The sequence below is a fragment of the Actinospica acidithermotolerans genome, from assembly GCF_018139625.1.
GTDB classification, from domain to species: Bacteria; Actinomycetota; Actinomycetes; order Streptomycetales; family Catenulisporaceae; genus Actinospica; species Actinospica acidithermotolerans.
On sequence record NZ_JAGSOH010000001.1, the window covers coordinates 26,196 to 46,485 of the forward strand.

Below are 20,290 nucleotides of genomic sequence, written 5' to 3' on the forward strand. Positions count from 1 at the left end.
CCTTCGACGTCCTTCGAGCCAGCCGTCCTTCCGCCCACCGCTTCGCCCACCGACCCGTCCAACCCCATCCGCCCTGCTTCGCACACAACCGCAGGTCGTCGCCGAGTTCCCGTGATGACATGCGGCAGGCTAATAGGGCTATACGCCCTATACCGCGCGACCCCCGCCCCGCATGCGGCGACGACCGGTGCGGGCGCGGCCCACACGCGCCCCCTCGCGGGCTTTCGCCCCGTTCTGCGGTCGTGGTCCGCTCAGGCGGCTACCGGGCCCCACGTGGGCCCGCACCGGCCGCGCACGCCGCCGTAACCCGCCCCGGTGATCACATACACGCCGTCGACTTCGCGGGCACGGCGGCGTGCGCGGCCGGTGCGGGCCCGGGCAGCCGTCGGCGCGAAGGACGCTGGTGCCGTCGCGCCGACGTGCTTCGCCCAGGCCCACAAGGCCGTCGGCGTAGCCCGAGGCAGGCAGCGCAGCGGGAGAAGAAACCTGTGGTGATACGAGCCCGGCGACTGAGACCATCGACGCCATGAACCGTGGGGGTAGCGAAGCGATCAGCCTGGAGCCGATCGCGACCGAGTGCGTGAAGCTGGTCGCCGAGCAGTTCGGCCGCTCGCTGGACTGGAGCATCGAGAGCCTCACCGAACTGGATGCCGTATGCGTCGACTTGCTCGCCGACGGCCCGCTCGGCGAGAAGCGTCTCGACCTCTGGTGGAAGCTGATCGGCGCTTACACCGGTGAGGTGGTCATCAGGGCCTACAACGGTCAGTGGATCCAGCACGAATCCTCGACCGGAGCGCCGGGGATCTCCGCGCTCGGAGTAACCGGCTTCCCCTTCAACATCGCGAACAAGATCCTCACCGGCGAGGAGTTCAAGAGCCTCGCGTCGTTCGCGCGCGCCCTGCCTGTCATCGCCGAACGCCAAACCGGACAGGCCTAACCCCCCAGCCTTCCGCGCCGCCGCTGACGGGCCGCCGCGAGGCGGGTCGACCGTGGCGGCGCGAATGGTGTCAGGCGTCTTCGTTGAGCGCCGCCATCGCGGCGCCGATCCGGCGGGCGAGGTCGTGCAGTTCGGGCTGCGGGATCTCGAGGTACTCGGGCTTGTCGACCGCGGCGAACTGCTGCTCGTGGAACGGAACGCCGGGCGGCAGCGGAGCAAGGTGCCAGTGGACATGGGCTACGCCCTGCATGCTGCCGAAACTGTAGACGTACAGCCGCTCGGTTGCCGTGAGCCCGGACAGGACGCGGCCGAGGCGATGGACGCGGCGCTGCAGCATCAGGTACTCGTCTTCGGAGAAGTCGGAGACGACTCCAGTCACGTGCCGCAGCGGAGAGAGTAGGCAGTAGCCGTAGAGGCGCGGCCAGGGCGGGAAGAAGACGACGCAGTGCTCGTCGCGGTAGGCCACGATCTCGTGCTCGGGGGTAGTGGCCTCGTCGGTCAGCTCGCATATGAAGCAGCGGCCGGCCGCATTGTCCGTTTGGAGCTTTGCAGCGTACGCCTCGGAGTCGATCGTTCTCGTTCGCATGCTGAAAACCGTAGGCGCGATCGGTTATGGGCGGCTGGGCCAGGCATATCGAGGCCCGGAGATCCCGAAACGGCGCCGCCCCGGGCCCGGCGCGGCGCGGCGGTTCCGGTCCGGCCCCCGCCGCTATCCGGCCCGGCCGCCGCTCCGGCCCCGACGCGGGCCACGGCGCGCCGACACGGCCCCGGTGGGGAGAGCCCGGCGCCCCGGGCCGGGACGGCGGCGCCCGGCGGGCGTCCGCCCCGCACCGCCCCGGCGGCGGGGGCGTCGCGCGGAACGCGCCCGTGGACCACCCCGCACGCCACCACGCGCCGTGGCGAAACCGGCGAATTATCAAGCACCACGTATCCACATATGGCCATCTGGCGGAAGCGGAGCAACGCTGCGCACGACCGAAACCCGATCACACCGGGAGCCGCGCATGACCCCGCACACACCCACCGGATCCGAACCGAACCCGAACGCGCGCCCCGCGCCCTGGAGGGCGCTGAGCGTGCCGCTGCCCGCAGGAGAGACCCACCTGCTCGCTCCGCTGCGACGCATCGCCGCAGCCAACCTCGCCGCCTGGGGGCTGCCCCAAGGCATGACCGATGACGTCCTGCTCGCCCTGACCGAGCTCGCCGCCAACGGCCTGCGGCACACGTCCGGGCCCGTCCGCGTGCACATGTTCACGGACAGAGCCTCGACCTACGTTCAGGTCGAAGACACGAGCGCCACGGAACCGCCCCGACGCAACGAGTTGAACCTCGCGCCGGAGCGCACCCACGGCTTCGGCCTCGAGATCATCGAAGCCCTCGCCTCCGGGACCGTCAGCCGCGTCCACGCTGCGCGAGGTAAGACAATCACCGCCAAGTTCAACCACTGACGGGCAAACCGTGCAGCGTTCGGCGGGTGGCGCGTCGTCTACGAGGCGTCGCTCGCCGTTTCTCGTCGCGCCGGAACCTTCGTTAGTCGCGCGGCGCGGTTCTAGCGACATGCCAGTGGCGATCGCGCACAGCGTCTGCGCGTCCTCGCTCAGATCGGGCGGCAGAGCCGGGGGTGCACAGAGCGACGAACGGCATCATCGCCACGAACGCCCGTGCGTTCTGAAGCGGCGAATGCGGCATCGCCACCGCGCCAGACTCCCATTTCTGGACAGCTCGCTTCCGCGACTGTTCTGCTCGCCGATCCTGTCCCCCTCCCCCATCGGCTAGGCGAAACCCGCCTGCGAGTCGCCCAAACTCTCGCGCACGGACCGCAGCCTCACCGTTAAGGCGGACGGCCGCGATCCGGGATTGACGCCCGACGTCCTCGGCGCCGACGGTCTCAATCTTGAGGCACTCGGAGCCGCTGGACGCGAGAGCACCGGAAGCACTCGGCGCTCGTCCCGCCTGCAGACACAACGGGCCGACGGCGGCGTCACGGGTGGTGACGGACTTGCTACAACTTTCGCACGGGGTCAGACGCACTACCGGAAGCCACGCGCCCTCTAATTATCGAACTCGCCGCTCTTGGCGCCCTTGAGGAAGGCGTCCCACTCATTGGCGGTGAACCAGAGCACCGGGCCGGCGCCGTGCTGCTTCGAGTCCCGGACGGCTCGTCCGCCGTCCGGGAGTTCGGCGATCTCGACGCAGCCGCCGCCGTTGCCGCCGCTGAAGGTGGACTTGCGGAATGCGAGATTCGACAGTTCGCGGTGCTCCATCATTTCTGCTCCTTGATCATGCCTTCGATCAGCCCCAAGGAGGCCTCCGGGGAGAGGGCTTGCGCCCTGACGAGATCGTATCGAAGGCGGAAGCCGCGCACTTCCTCGCTGCGCTCGACGACCGTGCCTTGGCCGGGGCCGTCGGCGAAAGCGATGTCCGGTCCGTCGTCGAAGCCGAGCAGGATGACGGCGCCGTCCGAGCAGGCGTGGGCACCGGTGGCGAACGGCAGGACCTGCAGTACGCAGTGCGGCGAACTGCCCAGCTCGACGAGGCGTGCAAGCTGGTTCAACCACACTGCTTGCGGGCCGATGGGGCGACGGAGGACGGCCTCATCGATCACTGCCCAGATTTGCGGGCCGCCGGGCACGAAGGCCGTCTCCTGGCGTGCCATCCGTGCGGCGACGAGGGCATCTGTGTCGTTGCCCCGATAGGCGGCGATGAGTTCGCGCGCGTAAGCCTCGGTCTGAAACAAACCTGGCACGTTCTGCGGGTCCCATGAGTGGATGGACATCGCCCGCGTTTCGAGTTCGACGTATTCCTGAAACCAGCGCTGCACGCTCGCACGCTTCACGAGCGGCCAGAGGCGTGCGAAGGCTCCGTCCGTCCCGAACGCCCTATCGCAGCCTTTTGCGAATTCCTCGGTTGGAGTGCGGCGGGTGAGTTCCACCATGCCCACGGCCTGCTCCGAGTAGCCGAGCTTCTTCCCCAGGTCGTTCTGGCTGTAGCCGCTTGCTTCACGTAGGCGTCGGAGTTCGCTCGCGAAGAAGGCGGCGGGGGATTCGCCCGGGTCGATCGGCTTGGTAGGCATCGGTTGGCCTCCACACAGTTGTGCTTGTGGGGTTCTGAGTAGCTGTCAGCCTACTCGCGAGACGCCACGATAGGTACCACATCGCTCACGGCACGTGACGCAACCGTTGTGAGGACCCGAACATGGCGATCACGAAGTACCAGGCCCCAGAACACCAAGGACTTCAGAGGCTGACCGTCCGGCCGTCCGAGATCCGGATCGGCGACTGGATGCGCGATCTCGGCAGGCTGCGTCGGGTCGAGAGCGTCGAACCCGTCGAGGACAAGGTCATTCCCTCGACGCTCTACACGATCCGCTTCACCGACGACGCTCACGGCGCGTACCCCACGCTCGGCGTGCGCGAAGCGGTCCCCTTGACCATATGGCGCGAGCCTTAGCCCGTGAGCTCAGGGGACGAAGAGCACCGCGCGGAGCGCACCCGCGGCAAGCCACGTCACCGAAAGCTCACGACCACAGACACCTCCCCATCCCTTCGAGAACGGACTTCAATGCTCAACGAACTCACCGACGATCACGTGAAGAACGCGCGCATCCTCGCTGCCCAAGGTATGGACCCCGCACGGATCGCACGGGACTTCTGCTTCGACCCCGAAGCCCTGTTCGACGCGGTCGAGGGCGTCACGTTCCGGCACATCACCGACCCGCCCCGCGCGCGCTGCAAAACGCTGGAGATCACGAACCCGCAGGGCGCCCGCATCGCCGGGGTCCAGCTCGACGGACGCCGCCTGCGCAAGATCCGCACCGAACGCCTCAAGCTCAGCCAGGGGAGGTTCGCACTCGAGCTCCGCCAGGCCGGAGCCGCTCTGGGCGTACCCAACCGGTGCACAAAACGGCTCGTGCAGAAGTGGGAGCGCGGTCTGCACAAGATGCCCTCACCCAACTACCAGCTCGCACTGGCACAGGTCATCGGACAGAGCGTGGAAGCGATCTACCAGAGGGTGCTGCCCGAAGTGGTCGACGACGCGATGGAACAGCTCGCAGCCGTCCTGCCGGTGTTCGCTGAGACCTACGACAAGCTAATCGAACTCAACGCACACCTTGTCCATCACGTCAGCGAGGCGGACGCCGAGCAGGTCGTGCAGTCGCGACCCGGCGCCCGCACGATCGTCATCCCGCAGGCCAGCGTGCTGCCGTAGCTAATCGATCCTGCGGCAGCGTCCGCGTGCTACTGGTGACTTCAGGCGGTCCAGCGACCGGCCGCCCACGGGGCGCCCGCTAATCGTGTCGTGGCCCAGCCCGAGCTGCCGGGAACTCGGAGGACGCCGTGCCATGGTGGCGCCCTGTGATTACAGAGCGCCACCGTCAACCTGCCGCACAAGCTTCGCAGGTAGCTCCCGCTCTCGCGAGGCGACACCGTCGGCGCGGACTGGGCCGTCTTCGTCCACGTCGGAGCCATAGCCGCCGAAGTGCTACCCCTCGCCGCTCCAGTCGTCGCCGTCCGCCTCGGTGTTCAGTAACTCGCCCGGACCACACGCGGTGCAGCCCGAAGACCGGGCCCATAGGCTCTGAGCATGGCGAACACGGCGAGGACCGCGGCCAAGCGCAAGACTGAGACCGCGATGACCAGACGTGCCGAAGAGTTCCACCGCCGCGAAGAGATGCTGAGCGAGATCGTCGCCGAATACTTCGACGCCGCTGAACAGGCAGAAAAGGCCAGAGCCGCTGCCCACGCGAAGGCCCAGAAGATCCGCGCTCGCGCCGACGAACGCATCGCCGCCCTCGAGGTTCAGGCCGAGGCTGTCGCGGGCGGCCATGAACACCGTGCCGACCAGGCGATCGGCCGCATGCTCGAACTCGACGAGAGCCCAAGGGCGGTGGCGGACACCCTCGGCGTGCCGCTCGGCCACGTTCGCGACATTCAGCGCCCTGCCCAGGCTCCGAAACGCGTCCCGGACACGGAGTAGCTGAGTTTCTATTCTTCGCCGTCGTCCTCGAAGCCCGGGTGGTTGAGCACCCAGTGGCCTGTTTCGTCTTGGTGCACGAGCTGGTAGAGCTGTGTGTCTCCGGCGAGCATTCGCGGGAGGGTGAATTCGAGTTCGGGGAAGAAGTTCGGCCGCCAACCGTCGTCGTCCGTGAACGCCGCGGGGTCGCTGCTGACGGCGGCCACGACGGCGACGTTGACGGCATGCTCGTACTCCTCCTCGGCATTCTCGTCGAGGCCGGTCGCCTTCAGGTCGCACCAGGCGGCGAGGACGCCCTGCAGGCCCTGGACCGTAGTGTTCATCTGCTCGGTGTCGTCGGCAGGTTCGTCTGCCTTGCCCCAGCGCATCCACACCAAGCCGTCGGTCAGACTGACCCAGTAGCTGTTGTCCTCGTCGGTGTAGTTGGCGAGGAACGCCGCAGGTCCGCAGTCCGGCAGGTCGGCGCCATTCAGCTCCCGGACCGAGTCGCGGATGAAGATCTCGTACGCGTTGTGCGGCAGCCCTCGTCCGCCGAGCGCGTCGGCTGCGTGCTGCGGTACTTCGGCGTGTTCGAGCGTGTCGGGGTCGTACGGCGTCCACTCGGGTGTCTCGTAGTAGAGCCGGTCGTCGTCGGTGCGCATCCTGACTCCTTCGCGTACGTCCTCGGTGCCGGCCTCCGGTTAGACCTGTAGGCGCAGCGTAGAACCTCTGCACCGCTCGCGCGGTCTCGCTGAGTCACCATTTCGTCTCTTTCCAGAACGAGGGCTGCCGCAGGGCGCTACAGTCAGCGCGTATAAGGACTCGAGGTTCAGTTTCGTGGGCAGGGGTGGGCTGAGGGATGCGTGCTGGTGAGACGACCTTCGCGGGCTTACTGGAAGGCAAGAAGCAGTTCCAGGTTCCGCTGTTCCAGCGTCCGTATTCCTGGAAGGAAGATCAGCTTGGGCAGCTGTGGCTGGACATCCTCGAGCAGGCCGAGCTGATCACCGAAGGTACCGAAGGTTCTACGCACTTCCTCGGGTCCGTGGTCCACGCCCCGTCACCGCAGCACACAATGGCCTTCCCCCGCGCGCTCGTGGTCGATGGCCAGCAACGGCTGACCACTCTGTCCCTGGCGTTGGCCGCGCTGCGTGACCACGTGAGGGCGTCCGATCCTGATTGGGCCGCCGAGATCTCGCGCCGGTTCCTGGCCAACAGCCGTACCCAGGGCGACGACACGGTCAAGCTCATGCCCACCCAGGCCGACCGGGCTACATACCGGGCCTACATCACCGGACCGCCGCCAGCCGCTGACGATTCCAAGGTCGGGTTCGCCTACCGGTTCTTCCTGGCGAAGCTCGCCGAGATCGCGATCAGCGATGACCAACCGCCGCTCGAGAAGATTGAAGAGGCGATCACATCGCGGCTGACGCTCGTGGAGGTCAGCGCGGACGAGCGCGACAACGTCTACCGGATCTTCCAGTCACTCAACAACACCGGTCTCGATCTCACTCAAGCTGACCTGCTACGCAACTACCTGTTCATGCACCTGCCCACCCGCGGCCAGTACGTCTACGAGAATCTCTGGACGCCGCTGCAGAAACGCCTGGACCCCAAGCAAATCGAGCACCTCATCTGGCTGCAACTCGTACTCGAGGGCGAGAACCGAGTTCGCCGTCAGGACGTATACCGGGCTCAACGGGATCGATTCACCGCCACCGACGAGGACGAAGGCGTCTACGAGGCCTACGCCGAGGAACTGGTCAGGCGTTCCTGGCACTACCAGACCATGGTCGATCCCGCGCACGAGAACAACCCCGAAGTTCGCACTGCGCTCACCACGCTGCGCCGCTGGGACGCGGAGGTCATCGCCCCGCCGGTCATGCTCTTACTCGACCATCGCGAACGTGGCCTGGCCACGGACGCACAGGTCGCACGCGCTCTCGGGCTGATCGAAAGCCATCTCGTGCGCCGTATGATCTGCCGCGTCCCTTCGGCTGGACTGAACCGGTCGTTCATGGATCTGCCGGGGCAGCTCGACCCGGGTGCAGCCGTCGATGAGGAGATCCACCGGCTTCTCTCATCAGAGCGTCGCTCCTGGCCGACCGACGCGGAGGTTCTCGACGCGATCTTGACCAAGCCGTTCTACCACTACGGCCGTGCCAACCAGCGCACTTTCGTCCTGCGCCGTCTGGAGGAGTCGTACGAGCACCCTGAGCCGATCGACTTCGCCTCCGCCAAGCTCACGGTCGAGCACATCTTGCCCCAGACCCCCGGCCCGGAGTGGCTCGAAGTGCTGGCCGAGGACGCTCTCGACGGCGAGGAGCCGCTCGATCTGCACGCCAGGATCAAGCACACCCTCGGCAATCTGACCCTGACCGCACAGAACAGCAAGCTGTCCAACCATCCGTTCCAGCGCAAGCAGGATCTGCTCAACCACAGCCACCTCGAACTCAACCGCCGGATTGCGGCCACCAAGCGCTGGGGCGCTGCGGAAATCGAGCAGCGCGGCCGCGAACTGGCGAAAGCCGCGATCGAGATCTGGCCTGCCCCACTACCTGGACCACACGGGCCGACGGAGGGCAAGGACTGGTCGCTGCTGCACCAGGCGCTCGCCGCGCTCCCGCCCGGCGCTTGGACCACCTACGGAGACCTCGCCGCTCTCATCGGCTCCGCCGCCCAGCCCGTCGGCAACCACCTTGCTCAAGCCACAGACGTCACCAACGCATGGAGAGTGCTCAACTCCGCAGGCAAAGTCGCCGAGAACTTTCGCTGGACAGGCGAGAACCGCGGGCCGGTCCTCGACGTCCTGCGGGCGGAAGGTGTTCGCATTGACAGCAAGACCAAGCGAGCCGACCCTGCGCAGCGCATCAGCGCCGACGAACTCGCAGCTCTGCTTGGCCTCGGTGGCGGGGAAGATTCCTGATGCTCGCCCCATTACGGCAGTCGGACTTCATGGACTGATGTGGGGCGAGTTGTTTGCGCGGTGGGGTTATCTTCGCCAGAGGAAGTCGTCGGGCGCGCCGAGGTTGAGCCACGTCGTCAGCCAGTCCGCGAGCGTGAGTTCAAGGCTGTGCAGCTTCGGTTCCTCGCTTGGATCCCAGCCCCACAACGGGGCCGAAGGGTCCTTGAGGTCGATCAACGTCCAGATGCAACAGCCCTCGTCCAGAATCCACAGCATGCCCGGCGGCATGGGGTGGTAGAGCTCGTGATCCGGCGGAAGCTCTACCGTGAACTCCCTGAAGGCATCGACGATGTCGGCGAAGTCCCCGCTTGATCCACGCCCGCCCGGCACGCCCAGGACTCCGGCACGCGGGCCGAACCCGCCGTTCGCCACCTCCGTATACAGGCGGCGTAACAGGGCCGGCAAGGCATGTCCGATCGCCGCTTCCGCAGCCTCGACCATTCCGGGGCTCGCGGGCGCCTCCTTGAACCTGCCTTCGGCGGCCAGCGCGGAAAGCTCCTGGACCAGCTCGTCTTCCGTCACGCCCGCCATCATCGACGGCGCAAGCGGACTATGTCCACCCTCGATGTAGCTGGTCCTGACCATGACTCGTGCGAGCCGGCTGGCTGCGTCCGGGGGCTACGCCCGACAGAAGTCCCGTTAGCCAACATCTCAATATACTTGCTTTAAGCCCGGAGACTACTTAGGCGCGGGTGTCGTGGCGCGCACAGCAGACAGGCGAGGGGTCGATGGTCGCGAGCTGCCCATCCAGCTCGCAGGCGATCTGGACGTTCGTCCTCAGCTACCCGACCCGACTTCGTAGTCACGGCGCGGTGATTCACGGCTTCCGCGTGACGATTCATGGCCCCCGGCAGTTGGCCGATACTGGCACTTCGAACTCGAAGATCCGGCATGCGATGCTTCACAGATGCCATCGTCAGCGGCAATGCCCGGTGGTATGGTCGTTGCAGCCTCAGGGGGAGGCCTATCTCATGCGCATGGCCAAGTACGGGGAGGACGTGTCATGGCCGGTGGCTATCAGGTGGACGTCGCGGCGCTGCGCAGCTTCGCGCAGGTCGCCGATGCTCAAGAGCAGCAACTCGAGCGAATACACCAGACGCTCGCCGGAGTGCAGATCGACGGCGATGCCTTTGGCCTGTTACCAGCCTCTGGGGACCTGCACAGCGCGTACACCGCGCACGCGCAGGCCGAGGTGGAGAACACCGCTGAAGCGGCCCAACTGCTCCACGAGACCGGCGCCGGTCTCGAGCAGACCGCAGTGAACTACGGGCAAACCGAGCAGGCCATCACCGAGATGTACCACAACATGAGAGGCCAGCTGGGAGGCGGCCGTGGGTAACGGAATCGGCGACGAGGTCGTCGCGGCCTACAACTGGATCAACCAGCCGCTGTTCGACATCAACCTACCCTTCCACCTGCCGCATCCGGTCAAAGCTGCGGAAAACGCGCTGGACGGAGCCATCGACTCCACTGTGCACGGCATTCTCGAGGCCACCGGCCTGATCTCGATCCTGCAGGAGGTGACGGGAAAGCCGGAACCGCTGGCCCAGGCCGCCGACGTCTGGCTCGAACAGGCGCACAAGACCAAGGCCGTCGCCGATGAACTGCGCCAGAGCGCCCGGCCGCTTCCGCAGGAGTGGCAGGGGCAGGCCTCGGCTGCATTCGGACAGCACCTGGGCCAGTTCGTCAATGCGCTGGATTCGATGGCAGGCGACATGGGCACTGCCGCGCAGATTCTCAACCAGGCGGCGCAAGAGTGCCAGGTGGCCGAGGACCTGGTCAACGAGATCATCCGGGAGGCGATCGAGTGCGCAGTGGCCACACTGGCCGCCACCGCCGTCGCCGACCTCTTCACCTTCGGCCTTGCAACGATCGCCGGAGGCATCGCGGAGGGCGCGGAGATGACCGCGTTCGTCGCCCGGGCCGCCCAGGTCTCCACCAAGCTGGCCGAGGTCCTGGAAAAGCTGCTAGGCACGCTCAAGGACCTCAAGGCCCTGAAAGAGGCTGAGGGCGCCTGGAAGGCGTTCAAGGCTTTCCGTCAGGCCAAGGGGATCTTCCAGGCTGCGAAGGCGCTCAAAGAGGGCGACGGCGCGCTGCTGGCTACGAACCGGGCACTGCACTTCGCCACCGGGGTAGTCAAAAGCGGCGCAGTCGCGCCGGCACTGGGCCTAGTCGGTCTGACACCCGACCTCGTGGGCGGCGCCAAAGACATACTCACCAGCAGCGACGGACTCGGCGCTGACGCGACCACGATAGATGCCCTGACCGGGACCGGCCAACCGGCTGATCCGTACCACCTGCCGTCGCAGCTGGCCGGCGATCTCGATAGTCTGACGACGCTGCATCCGAGCGAGCGCAAGCCGCTGAACCTCGACTAGCCGGAGCATGACCATGGGACGTTTGCCTGACGACGCGGAGCACACCCGCCTCGCCGACCTCAGCCAGTACGGCTCCCAACTCCAGCCCGTCCTCGCGCCGGACGAGGTGCTCTATGCTGCGATCCCTGTGCGCCTGGACTCGGACATCAAGGACCCGCCGAGCAAGCTGCTGCCCAAGTCTCCCGGGTTGAGCGGTCACCTCGGTGGCACGCTCGAACGCGTCGCCCCCGTTCTCGCCCCGACCGAGACAGTGCTCACCGGTATCTTCAACATGGCGTCCCGCAGCAAGTCCTGGGATGGCGGCTGGGACAGCAACGCGGGCCAGTTCGTCATCGCCGTCTACCCCTGCAAACGCGCTGAAGGCTCGGCCATCCTCGGCGCATCACTGCAGTTCGTCCGCACCGACCGGCGGCTTCTGGTTGCCCACCTGCCCCGGCGCAGCAAGAGCCCGACACCGACCCTGATCGCGCAGTTCGGTCCCGGCCAGCTGCGCAACCGGCCCGAACCGCCGCCCAAACGCCAGAAGCACCGCGCCGACCTGGTCTTCCCCGACGGCTCATGGCTCGCGCTTCAGGCCGACACGCCACAGCAGGCTGACTTGCTGCGGCAGGTCTTGGGCGCCGCGAACTGAAGCTGTGGGGAGCCCGGCCTCGGCTTGAACTCACTGTCACGCGCGGGCGCCCACTCGAGATGCGCGACGGGCAAAGACTCCCCTGGAATGTCAACCTGGGCGCGGTGACGACCGCCCGCACCTTGTCATGCATAAGCAGGCTTATGCACAGCTATGCCCACAGATTCCGGCGAGGCTCGAGGACGATGTCGACATCGACGAGATCGCGCCAGCGGGTGTTGGCGGTGCCGCGCTGCATCATCGTTACGATCTTCTCGGCGAGAACCATCGAGAGCGGGTAACCGGTGATCTCTAGCGTTCCGCCGAGGATCCTGGGCAGCTCGACCGGACGCGGGGCCGGCCATACCGGATCGCCCACGTCGATATCGATATGGAAGGACAAGCGAGCCACCGAGAGCGTCCCGGTGAGGGTGACCCGTACTCCGGTGTACTCGTTTTCATCGCGGATCGATTCGGCGCTGGCCGAGTCCGGGTCCAGTTCCAGGCCGTCGTCGAGACGGATGGCGGCGATGGCGCGCACCACCTCGCGCATAGCCTCGACCTCGCCGGAGAGTTGGTCGGCGTACAGATCGATGTCTCGAGTTGGCCGGCGGGTTCCGAAGGCGGCGAGCAGTACGCCGCCCTTCGAGACGAACCGATCGGCATAGGGGGAGACGGTCAGCCGGGCAAGGAAGCCCTCAAGGGCGTAAAGCTGGTGCAGCTCGTCCGTGGGGCGAGCCTGCCTGCGCGCAAGATTCTGCAGGTCGAGGTAGGTGCGCCCGCTCGTGGTCGAGCGGGTCGGGTGCTAGGCAAGGAGTGTCTCCAGGGCGGTACGCAGCGCAGGCCGGGTACGGGGGAAGTCGGCGGCGAGTCCGAGGAGCGTTGCCGGCTGGCTTCCGGGCAGGCGCAGCCAGCGCTTAAGGGCGCCGATCGCCAGATCGCTTCCTTCACGGTGGCGCAGTCTGAACGCGTCGATGATGCTGCGTTCGGGGCTGTAGAGGCCGATGGACAGCTCCTTGGTCAGCTCGAGCGTTTCGCGACCGAGATCGAAGGTGGCTGGGGTAAAGCTGTGCCAAATTGCTGGCGCCCTAGTCGCGGGTCTCCATTGCCCACGGGGGAGGGCGATATCGATACCCGCCGGAATCTCGTCCGTCAGCCCGTGTCTGGCCAGAGCGGTGGTGAGACATAAGGTGGCCTTTGGAGCTCGTATGGCGATCTCGATCAGGTCGATGTCGGCGTCGTGGCCGCGGTTGCTTCTCTGGAAGAGGCCGTGCCCGAGCTGTTCGATCTGCCCGTCGTCACGGAGTTTGTAGAGCCGCCGCTTCGAGATCCCGGCCGTGCGCGCGTCGGTATACGTGAAAGTCTCAGGTAGCGGCGTGTCTGTAGCTCCGCTCATCGTGCCTGCCTCTACGCGCGTCGGTCCTGACAACCGCATTCTGGGGAACTATTCTACACAGGTAGCCACTACCTGTAGTGGATAGTTCCCGGCCGGGTTCATCGGCGAGAAAGCCCTGGTCATCGGCCCACCGGGCGTTCTGCAGCGGGGAGTGCGAGCCCATGGCACGAGGCAGATGAAAGGCGGCTCCCCAGCGGTCTGAAGTCTCGAGCCGTAGACCTCGACGACGTCGAAGCAGCCCCCGCTCCATTCTGGTCCACGGTGGCATACTGGGGGTGTGGAGCGAGCTGGATACGCGCAGACCAGGCCCTATGCTGTGGTCGATGACTTGGCTGAGTTGGCTGGGCCCGACAACGGCGTGGTTGACCTGCCCTTGCGCCTAGACTGGTCCGGACCGCGTCATTACGATCTGGCCGACGACCAGGATCAACGGCTGCTGTACGAGACCGTCTTGAATCAGGCTCTCGATCCCGCCGACCTCCGCGCAACCTTGAATGCGGAATTGCTGCGCGGGCTCTGGACTCGTTTGTGGTTGCCCGCGCGCGTGCGGCAACTGTGGGAGTCGCGCTTCCCGGCCCTGGCTATGGCCCGGGCGGCGTAATCTGTGGATCCGCTGCACGAACGCGTCGCGCGCACAGCGCTGGCAACGATCGACAAGTTCGGCTTCGTGCTCGCCGGGGGCTACGCGATTCAAGCCCATGGCCTTCTCGAACGCATGTCCGAGGATGTCGACCTGTTCACCGACCGCGGTGACCCCGCCGCATTCGAGGCCGCGGTCCGAGCAGTCAGCGAGGCGTGGATGCAAGAAGGCCTCATCGTCACCCTCGACGCACAGCACGAGACTTTCGCGCGGTTCACCGTCACCGATGAGCAGCACCAATCCATGAAGGTCGAACTCGGCTACGACTGGCGGGCGAATCCTCCGGCTCGAGCAGCCGTCGGGCCAGTCCTGCACCGCGACGACGCGGTCGCCAACAAGATCTGCGCAGCCTTCTCCCGAGGACTGCCTCGGGACTACATCGACATCCACGCCGCCATGACCACAGGCGGCTACACCCGCGAGCGACTCGTTCAACTCGCCGCCGAACACGACCCCGGGTTCGACACAACGGTCTTCGCACAGGCCTTGCTCGCGAGCTCCCGCTACGACGATACCCGCTTCACCTTCTACGGCCTCGCCCCCGAGCAGGTCGCCGCACTGCGCCGGGATCTGCTCGATTGGGCTGAAGACCTCCGTCAAACCGGTGAAACCCAGATTCTCTGATCCCTCCCGCCTCGCACCAGGTCAGCAGGTCACCACGTGGGGAACCCTCGTGCCCAGGCCAGGTCGATCAGCTGCTCCATCGCCACAGCGCCGTCCTCGATGTCTGTCTGGATGCAGTAGACCTGGCGAGAGGCCACATGGCGACCCACGGTGTCGACGACTCGTGAAAACTGACCCCCTAGCGACTGTTGAATCTTGACCCCCCGACGCTAGGGAGGTGCTGAAAGTGCAAGGCTCGGTCATGGTCACGTGTCAGCCGCCGCTTGCGGCGACGATGCCGTTAGCCCAGAACGACTATGGGCCTGACAACCCCCGGCCGCGCTCCCCGCGGTTCGTCGGCGGCGCCATGGTGACCACGAGCGCGCGGACCGCACCCCAGCCGTGTCTGACGCCCCTGCGTGCGTCGTCACCGTGTCGTCGACGGTCGGTGACCCGCAGGGCACTCAGACCGGTTGCGGCGACAAGCTGTTTACTGCGAGAGTGCAACACCACTCCGCCCGTGGACACCGCGGGCGCCGGACCAGCACCCTGACAGGGATGAGACGTGATCGAGGTCATCGACGCCGAAGCAGCGCGGCGTGCGCTGCATCACGGGGCCCTGACCTGCCCTTCGTGCCGGACTGGTCGGCTTCGCCCATGGGGCCGCGCTCGGCACCGCGCCATCACCGGCGCGCACGGCGTTCGGCGGCAGCTGCGCCCCGACCGCGGCCGCTGCAGCGACTGCCGGGCCACGCACGTGCTGCTGCCCGCCGACATCCTGGTCGGGCGCGCCTACGCCGTCGACGTCATCGGACCCGCGCTGGCCGCCTTCGCCCGCGGAACAGGCCGTCGCACCATCGCCGCCGAGCTCGGCGTGCCGGCCTCCACCGTGGCCGACTGGACCCGGCGCCTGACCGCGAACGCCGACGCCATCACGCTCGACGCCGTCCGCCGCGTCGTCGCGCTCGATCAGGACCTGCTGTCCACCACCGTGCACGCGCGTCCCGCCGCCGCAGCGCTCGACGCGCTCGGCCGCCTCGCCACAGCCATCACCGCCCGCTGGCCCGCGGCCGGCCGCGACCCGTGGCGGCTGCTCGCGCTGGCTACGGGCGGACGCCTGCTGCGCCCGTCCTACCCCGGCTGATCCAATTGCCGCGTGATGCTCCCGCCTGCCCGAAAACGCGACGCAGAACCTGAATCCCGTGATCCGGCGACAGCGCGACGATACGAGCGACACCACGACGATCCCCAACCATCGAAAGGCGAAGAATGCCCGAGTCCACCATCGTCACCGTCAACGACGCCCGCCATCGTCATCTACCGTGGCGCCTGACAGTCACGAGCAATCTGCCCTTCGGGCGCTGGGGAGAGACCTTCTCAGACGACGTAGTCGCAGCAGCCATGATCGATCGCCTGGTCCACCACGCCGAGGTCCTCACCCTCACCGGCGACTCCTACCGCACCCGCCAGCGCCGCGAACTACTGGCCAAGGACAACCGCGCCGCCAACGGCTAATCACCGTCGATACGCAGCTGAAGATCCGACTCCGCCGAGCACCGGCGCGCCAACTGCTCGATCCCCTCGAGTAGCGCTCCTGAGAAGCGGGCCTTCTCCCGCTGCCGCAACACAGACAACTCCGTCACGAACTGGTCCATCTCCGCGCTCGAGAGCACCAGTGAGCCGTATGGGTCGATGCGCTCGAGCATCGGCAGACCGCAGCCGCTACACAGCTCGGCGAAGAGATCGCTCGGGTCGAGCACGACCTCAAGATGCTCCTGCCGCCACCGGCTCGGATTGCTACCCGAACGGTGCACACGGATCAACGAGACGTCGGCTCCCACAGCCCAACAGTGTGCACCACACCACGCCGGACCCGCGCTTCCGGGCCCGGGCACCACGACGAACGAGAACCACCGGGGTCAGATTTCGCAAGACCGCTGGGGGTCAAATTTCACGAGGCGTTGACACACGGTTCGCCATGTGGCGAGGTTCAATCGGCGAGGCGCTTCGCCCACTGAATCTGGCGAAGCCGGATGTCAGGTTCGGCTCGTGTCTGGCGTAGTCGTATCGACGTCGACGACGCGCAGCGTGCCCTTGGTCAGGACCAGTACGGTGCGGGATCCGTGCTCGCGAAGAGCCCTGATCCGCTGCGCGATGCGCCTGGAGTGCGTCGAGTAGCGCGGCGCCCCGGGGTCTGGATCGACCAGCGCCAGCCGCCCCCTGGAATCAGCGACTACGAACCCCGAGTCCGTTTGGACGGCATGATCGACGTCCGCCGCGGCGAATCGGCGCAGCGGTGTCCCGTCGTGCGCCTGGAGGGCTCTGACTCCGCGGCGGGCCTCGCGTACCCAGAGGATCGGGCCCGTCCTGCTCACCGCCCGAGGCTCCAGGTCGAGGTCGTCAGATCTGAAGAGGGTCGTGACGGCTCCGGTGGGGAGCGAGAGTTCAACCACGGTACGCGGACCGCACCGCGCAAGGACTCGATCGCGATCCAGCGGCGTAAGGACCGGCCGCGTGTCGCCCGAAACCAGAGGCTCGGGCAGCGACCACTGCGCCTTGATCCTTCGATCACGCGGTTCGACCAGGCTGACCTCCGTGCCGTGCGGCTCACCGATCAACACGCCGGACTCCACCACCACCGGCACCGCGCTCTCGACTCGCTGCGGAGTGCGCCACAGCATCGATCCGGTCTGCAGATCGAACGCGGTCAGCGGAGTGTAGCCGCGCCAGCCGCCGACCAGCACCGTGTCCCGCGTCGCGGCGAGATGCCCGGTGAACTCGGCCAATTGCGCGCTCCAGAGCACTTCGCCGGTGCGCACGTCCAGGCAGGACAGTTCTGGACGATTCTGCGAGATCACCAGGCAGCGCTCGCCCACGATGACGGTCGCGCGCGGCCACGCGCCGCATGCGATATCCCAGCGCAGTGCCCCATCGCGGGGATCGAGACCGACCAGGCGAGTGCGTCGCTCGTGGACGACGATGTGCTCGCCGGTCACCGCCAACCCGGCCGGGCTACCCGCCTGATGAAGATCCCGCTCCCACACCGTCTGCCCGAACATGCGTTCATCCCAGCAGTGGCGTAGCGGCGGCGCAACGCGTTTCTGGGGGCTCGCCGTCCCAGACAGGCCTCGCCTGCCTCGGCAACCTGGCTGCGTCACTCGCCGGGACGGCGCGCTGCTTCGCCACGCAGCCCGCCCCTCAGCCAGTGGCGACGCGCCCGGACAATCTCCTGCGCCGCCATGGCGACGCGCCGTCGCTGTTGTGGATGCGGACGACGGAGCCCGATGGCGTGAAGCGACCGCGGCGCGCCAGCGACCCCGCAAGGCATCATGCATAACGCTATGCCCGTCAAGCCCGTGGCGCGTACAGCTCGTCCAAGCCGATGACCGTGACCTCTCCCTCCGCGGCGAGGCTGCGCAGTTGCGCGGAGGGTTCGGCGGCGCCGAAGCAGAGCAGCTTCGCGCTCTCGGCACCCGGATGCCCGGCGGCGATCAGCAGTTCGCGCACGCGCTTGAGGCGCTCGAGGTGGCCGAGGCCCAGCGGTTCTTGCCACTTTGCCTCGCCGAGCCCGAGCAGGATCCTGCGCCCTGCCGCGTCGTTGCCGGAGACGACGATGTCGATCTCGTGGGATGTGCGCCGCTCGGGGTCGTTGACCACGCCGTGCCCGACGTGGGCGACCGGTGACGCGAACAGATCGCTGGGCGCGTAGTCCTGAGCCCAGTCGCGGCAAATCTGCTCGAAGCGCGGACCCATCACGCTGCCCAGGAAGCGCCGCTGCGAGTCCTGCCACACCTGCTCGGCCCGTCCCTGCCGCTCGAGCCGGCTCCATTCCGGCCGCATCACCGCGTGGTGGAAGACGATCAGGGGCTCCCTCATCCGGTACACGCTGCGCCCTGGGCGGAAAGCATCTACGTCACGCACCAGCAGGCCTGCGTCCTCGAGGACCGAGAGGTGATGGGAGATGTCGGTGGACTTGCGTTCCAGGTAGCCGGCGATTCCGCCGCGCGTCGCGTTGCCCTCGGCCACTGCTGCGAGCACGGAGTGGTAGAGCGCGTTGTCCCGGATGTCGGGCTCCTCGGCCAGCAGGTAGCGTGCCTCGCGAAACAGCGGGCTGAATCGATCAAGCACATGCTCGATCACCCACTGCCCGAACTCCGCCTCCGAGCCCGGCGCCCGGCCGCCCGCGGCGCCGTCCCGATACGCCGGGGTGCCACCGACCACCGCGTACAGCAGCGCCGCGAGTCGCGGATCGCGCACTCCCCAGAACTCGGCCGCCTGTCGGTAGTCCAGCGTCCGGACGACCATCTCCAGCCCAGCCCGGCCTCGCAGCGGCGCCGTGCCCGACAGCAGCCTGCCCATGAACGACATCGCCGATCCGCACAGCAGCAGCCGTGTGCGCGACCGCAGCCGCTCGTCCCGTCGTGGGCCGAACGCCGCCTGGATCACCGATGGCAGCGACGGACTGGCCTTCGCCAGGTACGGGAACTCGTCGATCACCACCGTCACCGGGCGCTCCTCACCGAGACGCAGCAGCCCGTCGACGACCTCGTGCCAATCGGCCGGGCGCGGAGGGAAGGCCGCGCCCGTGTACTGGCCAAGCTCCGCCCCGATCCGCATCAACGACTCCGGATCCGCCGCCTCCGTCGCCTCGAAGAAGAACCCGCCACTCTCCTTGCACAGCGCATCGAGCAGAAACGTCTTGCCCTGACGGCGGCGCCCGGAGACCACGCCCAACGTCGCGCCTGGCCGCTCATCGGCCGCGAACCGCGCGAGGGCGGCCCACTCCGCATCCCGGTCGAACATGTCCTGCGGCTTCGCGAACACCCGGCCTCCAGAGTTAGGAGCGTAATACTAAGAATCGTACTCCTAACTATACAGCCGTCATCCTGTGGCACCTCGGCGGCTCGCGGGCGCACGACACTCGAGCCGCGACGACGATTTGAAGGACGGGGCGCTGCCGCTCGGCGGCCCTGCAGAAGAAGTTGTTCGCTGTTCGGTCACCACCGAACAGCGAACGGACATTGGCGCGGCATAGCCAGGGCCGTCCTGTTCGACACCGTGCGCCTCGCACCGGCCCGGCAACGCGCGGCACGGCCGTGACCTGCGCCAAGCCCGCAGCGCAACCACGCTGCGTCGGCTGCGGCTACGTGGAACGGTGACCGCCGAGATCTGCGAGCAGTTCGGCCAGGACGTGCTCTTCTTCGACGCGGACGGCGCGGGCGCAGATCGCTGCGCGCAGGTGCGGGTCCCAAGGCGCGTCGCAGGGTTCGCCGGTGTTCAGTGGGGTGCCGTGGCCGCGGTCGACGGCGTCGAGGTAGTCGCGGGCGGTGTAGCGCCAGGGTGCCGCGCCGGTGAGTGCGAGTACGGAGTCGGCGATGCGCACGCCTCCCCAGTCGAAGTCCCCGTGGTAGCGGAAGCGCGCGCCGCGTTCGCGCAGGGCGCGCAGCAGGGCGCGGGCGGCGGCGGAGAGGTGGCCTTCGACGCAGATCAGTGGTGGGCAGGACGGGCCGAGGTGCCGGGCGGCGGCTTCGAGGACGGCGGGGTTCTCGCAGACGAACACCTCGCCTTGGCCGACGCCGAACGGATCGGGTATGCCGGCCGCCGCCTCCCGCTCGGCAATCACCGCTCCTGGTCCGGGCACTGCAGCCGACCGCTCGCTGATCGCCGCGCCGTGATTGATTTGGCGCAGGGTGAGCGCGAGTGGTTCGCCGTGCTCGCGGGCGACGGTGAGCAGGCGGCCGAGGCTGCCGGGTGCGGCCGCGTCGCCGGGCAGGGCGAGGACGAGCACCCGCGAGGAGAGTTCGTCGAGGC

General features: G+C 67.4%; 23 protein-coding genes and 1 pseudogene. 13 read left to right on the forward strand and 11 right to left on the reverse strand.

Annotation, left to right across the window (positions count from 1 at the left end):
* Positions 1 to 526 precede the first annotated feature (526 nt).
* Positions 527 to 937 carry a hypothetical protein gene (locus KDK95_RS00075; protein WP_212515845.1) on the forward strand — a complete coding sequence of 137 codons (411 nt, stop codon included), beginning with the start codon at positions 527 to 529 and terminating at the stop codon, positions 935 to 937.
* Between the two features lie 70 nt (positions 938 to 1,007).
* Here the strand turns inward: KDK95_RS00075 and KDK95_RS00080 are convergent, their stop codons facing one another.
* A complete protein-coding gene (locus KDK95_RS00080; protein ID WP_212515846.1) occupies positions 1,008 to 1,523 on the reverse strand; it encodes an HIT family protein in 516 nt (171 codons plus the stop codon).
* 418 nt (positions 1,524 to 1,941) lie between these two features.
* Here KDK95_RS00080 and KDK95_RS00085 point away from each other — a divergent pair, with 418 nt between their 5' ends.
* Positions 1,942 to 2,385 carry an ATP-binding protein gene (locus tag KDK95_RS00085; RefSeq protein WP_212515847.1) on the forward strand — a complete coding sequence of 148 codons (444 nt, stop codon included), beginning with the start codon at positions 1,942 to 1,944 and terminating at the stop codon, positions 2,383 to 2,385.
* Positions 2,386 to 2,988: 603 nt separating this feature from the next.
* Here KDK95_RS00085 and KDK95_RS00090 read toward each other — a convergent pair.
* Positions 2,989 to 3,204, reverse strand: a complete 216-nt coding sequence (locus tag KDK95_RS00090) for a DUF397 domain-containing protein (RefSeq protein WP_249159940.1) — start codon at positions 3,202 to 3,204, stop codon at positions 2,989 to 2,991.
* The gene (locus KDK95_RS00095; RefSeq protein WP_212515848.1) at positions 3,201 to 4,010 is read right to left on the reverse strand and encodes a helix-turn-helix domain-containing protein; all 810 of its coding nucleotides are present in this window, start codon (positions 4,008 to 4,010) and stop codon (positions 3,201 to 3,203) included. The genes KDK95_RS00090 and KDK95_RS00095 overlap by 4 nt, the downstream gene beginning before the upstream one ends.
* A 122-nt stretch (positions 4,011 to 4,132) precedes the next feature.
* Here KDK95_RS00095 and KDK95_RS00100 point away from each other — a divergent pair, with 122 nt between their 5' ends.
* The 3 genes from KDK95_RS00100 to KDK95_RS00110 all read left to right on the forward strand — a co-directional run bounded on the left by KDK95_RS00100 (position 4,133) and on the right by KDK95_RS00110 (position 5,914).
* Positions 4,133 to 4,387, forward strand: a complete 255-nt coding sequence (locus tag KDK95_RS00100; RefSeq protein WP_212515849.1) for a hypothetical protein — start codon at positions 4,133 to 4,135, stop codon at positions 4,385 to 4,387.
* A gap of 111 nt (positions 4,388 to 4,498) precedes the next feature.
* The gene (locus tag KDK95_RS00105; protein ID WP_212515850.1) at positions 4,499 to 5,146 is read left to right on the forward strand and encodes a helix-turn-helix domain-containing protein; all 648 of its coding nucleotides are present in this window, start codon (positions 4,499 to 4,501) and stop codon (positions 5,144 to 5,146) included.
* A gap of 375 nt (positions 5,147 to 5,521) precedes the next feature.
* Entirely contained in the window at positions 5,522 to 5,914 is a 393-nt protein-coding gene (locus KDK95_RS00110) for a hypothetical protein (protein WP_212515851.1), read from the forward strand.
* 8 nt (positions 5,915 to 5,922) lie between these two features.
* Here the strand turns inward: KDK95_RS00110 and KDK95_RS00115 are convergent, their stop codons facing one another.
* Positions 5,923 to 6,552, reverse strand: a complete 630-nt coding sequence (locus tag KDK95_RS00115; RefSeq protein ID WP_212515852.1) for an SUKH-4 family immunity protein — start codon at positions 6,550 to 6,552, stop codon at positions 5,923 to 5,925.
* Positions 6,553 to 6,749: 197 nt separating this feature from the next.
* On the opposite strand from KDK95_RS00115, the gene KDK95_RS00120 reads away from it, so the two are divergent.
* Positions 6,750 to 8,813: a GmrSD restriction endonuclease domain-containing protein gene (locus KDK95_RS00120; RefSeq protein ID WP_212515853.1), complete on the forward strand. Its 2,064-nt coding sequence runs from the start codon at positions 6,750 to 6,752 to the stop codon at positions 8,811 to 8,813.
* Positions 8,814 to 8,879: 66 nt separating this feature from the next.
* Here the strand turns inward: KDK95_RS00120 and KDK95_RS00125 are convergent, their stop codons facing one another.
* Entirely contained in the window at positions 8,880 to 9,374 is a 495-nt protein-coding gene (locus KDK95_RS00125; RefSeq protein WP_212515854.1) for an SMI1/KNR4 family protein, read from the reverse strand.
* A 481-nt stretch (positions 9,375 to 9,855) separates the two neighbouring features.
* Here KDK95_RS00125 and KDK95_RS00130 point away from each other — a divergent pair, with 481 nt between their 5' ends.
* From KDK95_RS00130 to KDK95_RS00140, 3 genes are read left to right on the forward strand one after another with little or no spacing between them, the layout of a single operon-like run.
* Positions 9,856 to 10,191, forward strand: a complete 336-nt coding sequence (locus tag KDK95_RS00130; protein WP_212515855.1) for a hypothetical protein — start codon at positions 9,856 to 9,858, stop codon at positions 10,189 to 10,191.
* The gene (locus tag KDK95_RS00135; RefSeq protein WP_212515856.1) at positions 10,184 to 11,230 is read left to right on the forward strand and encodes a WXG100 family type VII secretion target; all 1,047 of its coding nucleotides are present in this window, start codon (positions 10,184 to 10,186) and stop codon (positions 11,228 to 11,230) included. Before KDK95_RS00130 ends, KDK95_RS00135 begins: the two co-directional genes overlap by 8 nt.
* A gap of 22 nt (positions 11,231 to 11,252) precedes the next feature.
* Positions 11,253 to 11,861, forward strand: a complete 609-nt coding sequence (locus KDK95_RS00140; RefSeq protein ID WP_212515857.1) for a hypothetical protein — start codon at positions 11,253 to 11,255, stop codon at positions 11,859 to 11,861.
* 151 nt (positions 11,862 to 12,012) lie between these two features.
* Here KDK95_RS00140 and KDK95_RS00145 read toward each other — a convergent pair whose 3' ends face one another.
* Positions 12,013 to 12,603, reverse strand: coding sequence for a nucleotidyl transferase AbiEii/AbiGii toxin family protein (locus KDK95_RS00145; RefSeq protein ID WP_212515980.1), 591 nt, complete (start codon positions 12,601 to 12,603; stop codon positions 12,013 to 12,015).
* 42 nt (positions 12,604 to 12,645) lie between these two features.
* A complete protein-coding gene (locus tag KDK95_RS00150; RefSeq protein ID WP_212515858.1) occupies positions 12,646 to 13,236 on the reverse strand; it encodes a type IV toxin-antitoxin system AbiEi family antitoxin domain-containing protein in 591 nt (196 codons plus the stop codon).
* A gap of 277 nt (positions 13,237 to 13,513) precedes the next feature.
* Here KDK95_RS00150 and KDK95_RS00155 point away from each other — a divergent pair, with 277 nt between their 5' ends.
* The 4 genes and pseudogenes from KDK95_RS00155 to KDK95_RS00170 all read left to right on the forward strand — a co-directional run.
* On the forward strand, positions 13,514 to 13,837 hold the full coding sequence (locus KDK95_RS00155; protein WP_212515859.1) for a hypothetical protein: 324 nt from the start codon (positions 13,514 to 13,516) through the stop codon (positions 13,835 to 13,837).
* 3 nt (positions 13,838 to 13,840) lie between these two features.
* The gene (locus KDK95_RS00160; RefSeq protein WP_212515860.1) at positions 13,841 to 14,500 is read left to right on the forward strand and encodes a nucleotidyl transferase AbiEii/AbiGii toxin family protein; all 660 of its coding nucleotides are present in this window, start codon (positions 13,841 to 13,843) and stop codon (positions 14,498 to 14,500) included.
* A gap of 544 nt (positions 14,501 to 15,044) precedes the next feature.
* The gene (locus tag KDK95_RS00165; protein ID WP_212515861.1) at positions 15,045 to 15,623 is read left to right on the forward strand and encodes a hypothetical protein; all 579 of its coding nucleotides are present in this window, start codon (positions 15,045 to 15,047) and stop codon (positions 15,621 to 15,623) included.
* A 185-nt stretch (positions 15,624 to 15,808) separates the two neighbouring features.
* Positions 15,809 to 15,994 (forward strand): annotated as a pseudogene (locus KDK95_RS00170) (ATP-binding protein); the annotation flags it as partial.
* On the opposite strand, the gene KDK95_RS00175 reads toward KDK95_RS00170, so the two are convergent.
* The 4 genes from KDK95_RS00175 to KDK95_RS00190 all read right to left on the reverse strand — a co-directional run bounded on the left by KDK95_RS00175 (position 15,991) and on the right by KDK95_RS00190 (position 20,267).
* Positions 15,991 to 16,320, reverse strand: coding sequence for a hypothetical protein (locus KDK95_RS00175; RefSeq protein WP_212515862.1), 330 nt, complete (start codon positions 16,318 to 16,320; stop codon positions 15,991 to 15,993). The pseudogene KDK95_RS00170 and the gene KDK95_RS00175 sit on opposite strands and share 4 nt — an antisense overlap.
* Before the next feature lie 195 nt (positions 16,321 to 16,515).
* Complete coding sequence (locus tag KDK95_RS00180; protein WP_306466350.1) at positions 16,516 to 17,814, reverse strand: outer membrane protein assembly factor BamB family protein; 1,299 nt, start codon at positions 17,812 to 17,814, stop codon at positions 16,516 to 16,518.
* Positions 17,815 to 17,827: 13 nt separating this feature from the next.
* A complete protein-coding gene (locus tag KDK95_RS37315) occupies positions 17,828 to 19,282 on the reverse strand; it encodes an ATP-binding protein (protein WP_372463237.1) in 1,455 nt (484 codons plus the stop codon).
* Positions 19,283 to 19,622: 340 nt separating this feature from the next.
* Positions 19,623 to 20,267, reverse strand: coding sequence for a DUF2399 domain-containing protein (locus KDK95_RS00190; RefSeq protein WP_212515865.1), 645 nt, complete (start codon positions 20,265 to 20,267; stop codon positions 19,623 to 19,625).
* Positions 20,268 to 20,290: the final 23 nt, after the last annotated feature.

Coding starts and splice junctions, on each gene's coding strand:
- KDK95_RS00075 (WP_212515845.1), top strand. CDS start 527: ATGAACCGTGGGGGTAGCGAAGCGATCAGCCTGGAGCCGATCGCGACC.
- KDK95_RS00080 (WP_212515846.1), bottom strand. CDS start 1,523: ATGCGAACGAGAACGATCGACTCCGAGGCGTACGCTGCAAAGCTCCAA.
- KDK95_RS00085 (WP_212515847.1), top strand. CDS start 1,942: ATGACCCCGCACACACCCACCGGATCCGAACCGAACCCGAACGCGCGC.
- KDK95_RS00090 (WP_249159940.1), bottom strand. CDS start 3,204: ATGATGGAGCACCGCGAACTGTCGAATCTCGCATTCCGCAAGTCCACC.
- KDK95_RS00095 (WP_212515848.1), bottom strand. CDS start 4,010: ATGCCTACCAAGCCGATCGACCCGGGCGAATCCCCCGCCGCCTTCTTC.
- KDK95_RS00100 (WP_212515849.1), top strand. CDS start 4,133: ATGGCGATCACGAAGTACCAGGCCCCAGAACACCAAGGACTTCAGAGG.
- KDK95_RS00105 (WP_212515850.1), top strand. CDS start 4,499: ATGCTCAACGAACTCACCGACGATCACGTGAAGAACGCGCGCATCCTC.
- KDK95_RS00110 (WP_212515851.1), top strand. CDS start 5,522: ATGGCGAACACGGCGAGGACCGCGGCCAAGCGCAAGACTGAGACCGCG.
- KDK95_RS00115 (WP_212515852.1), bottom strand. CDS start 6,552: ATGCGCACCGACGACGACCGGCTCTACTACGAGACACCCGAGTGGACG.
- KDK95_RS00120 (WP_212515853.1), top strand. CDS start 6,750: ATGCGTGCTGGTGAGACGACCTTCGCGGGCTTACTGGAAGGCAAGAAG.
- KDK95_RS00130 (WP_212515855.1), top strand. CDS start 9,856: ATGGCCGGTGGCTATCAGGTGGACGTCGCGGCGCTGCGCAGCTTCGCG.
- KDK95_RS00150 (WP_212515858.1), bottom strand. CDS start 13,236: ATGAGCGGAGCTACAGACACGCCGCTACCTGAGACTTTCACGTATACC.
- KDK95_RS00180 (WP_306466350.1), bottom strand. CDS start 17,814: ATGCATGATGCCTTGCGGGGTCGCTGGCGCGCCGCGGTCGCTTCACGC.
- KDK95_RS37315 (WP_372463237.1), bottom strand. CDS start 19,282: ATGTTCGACCGGGATGCGGAGTGGGCCGCCCTCGCGCGGTTCGCGGCC.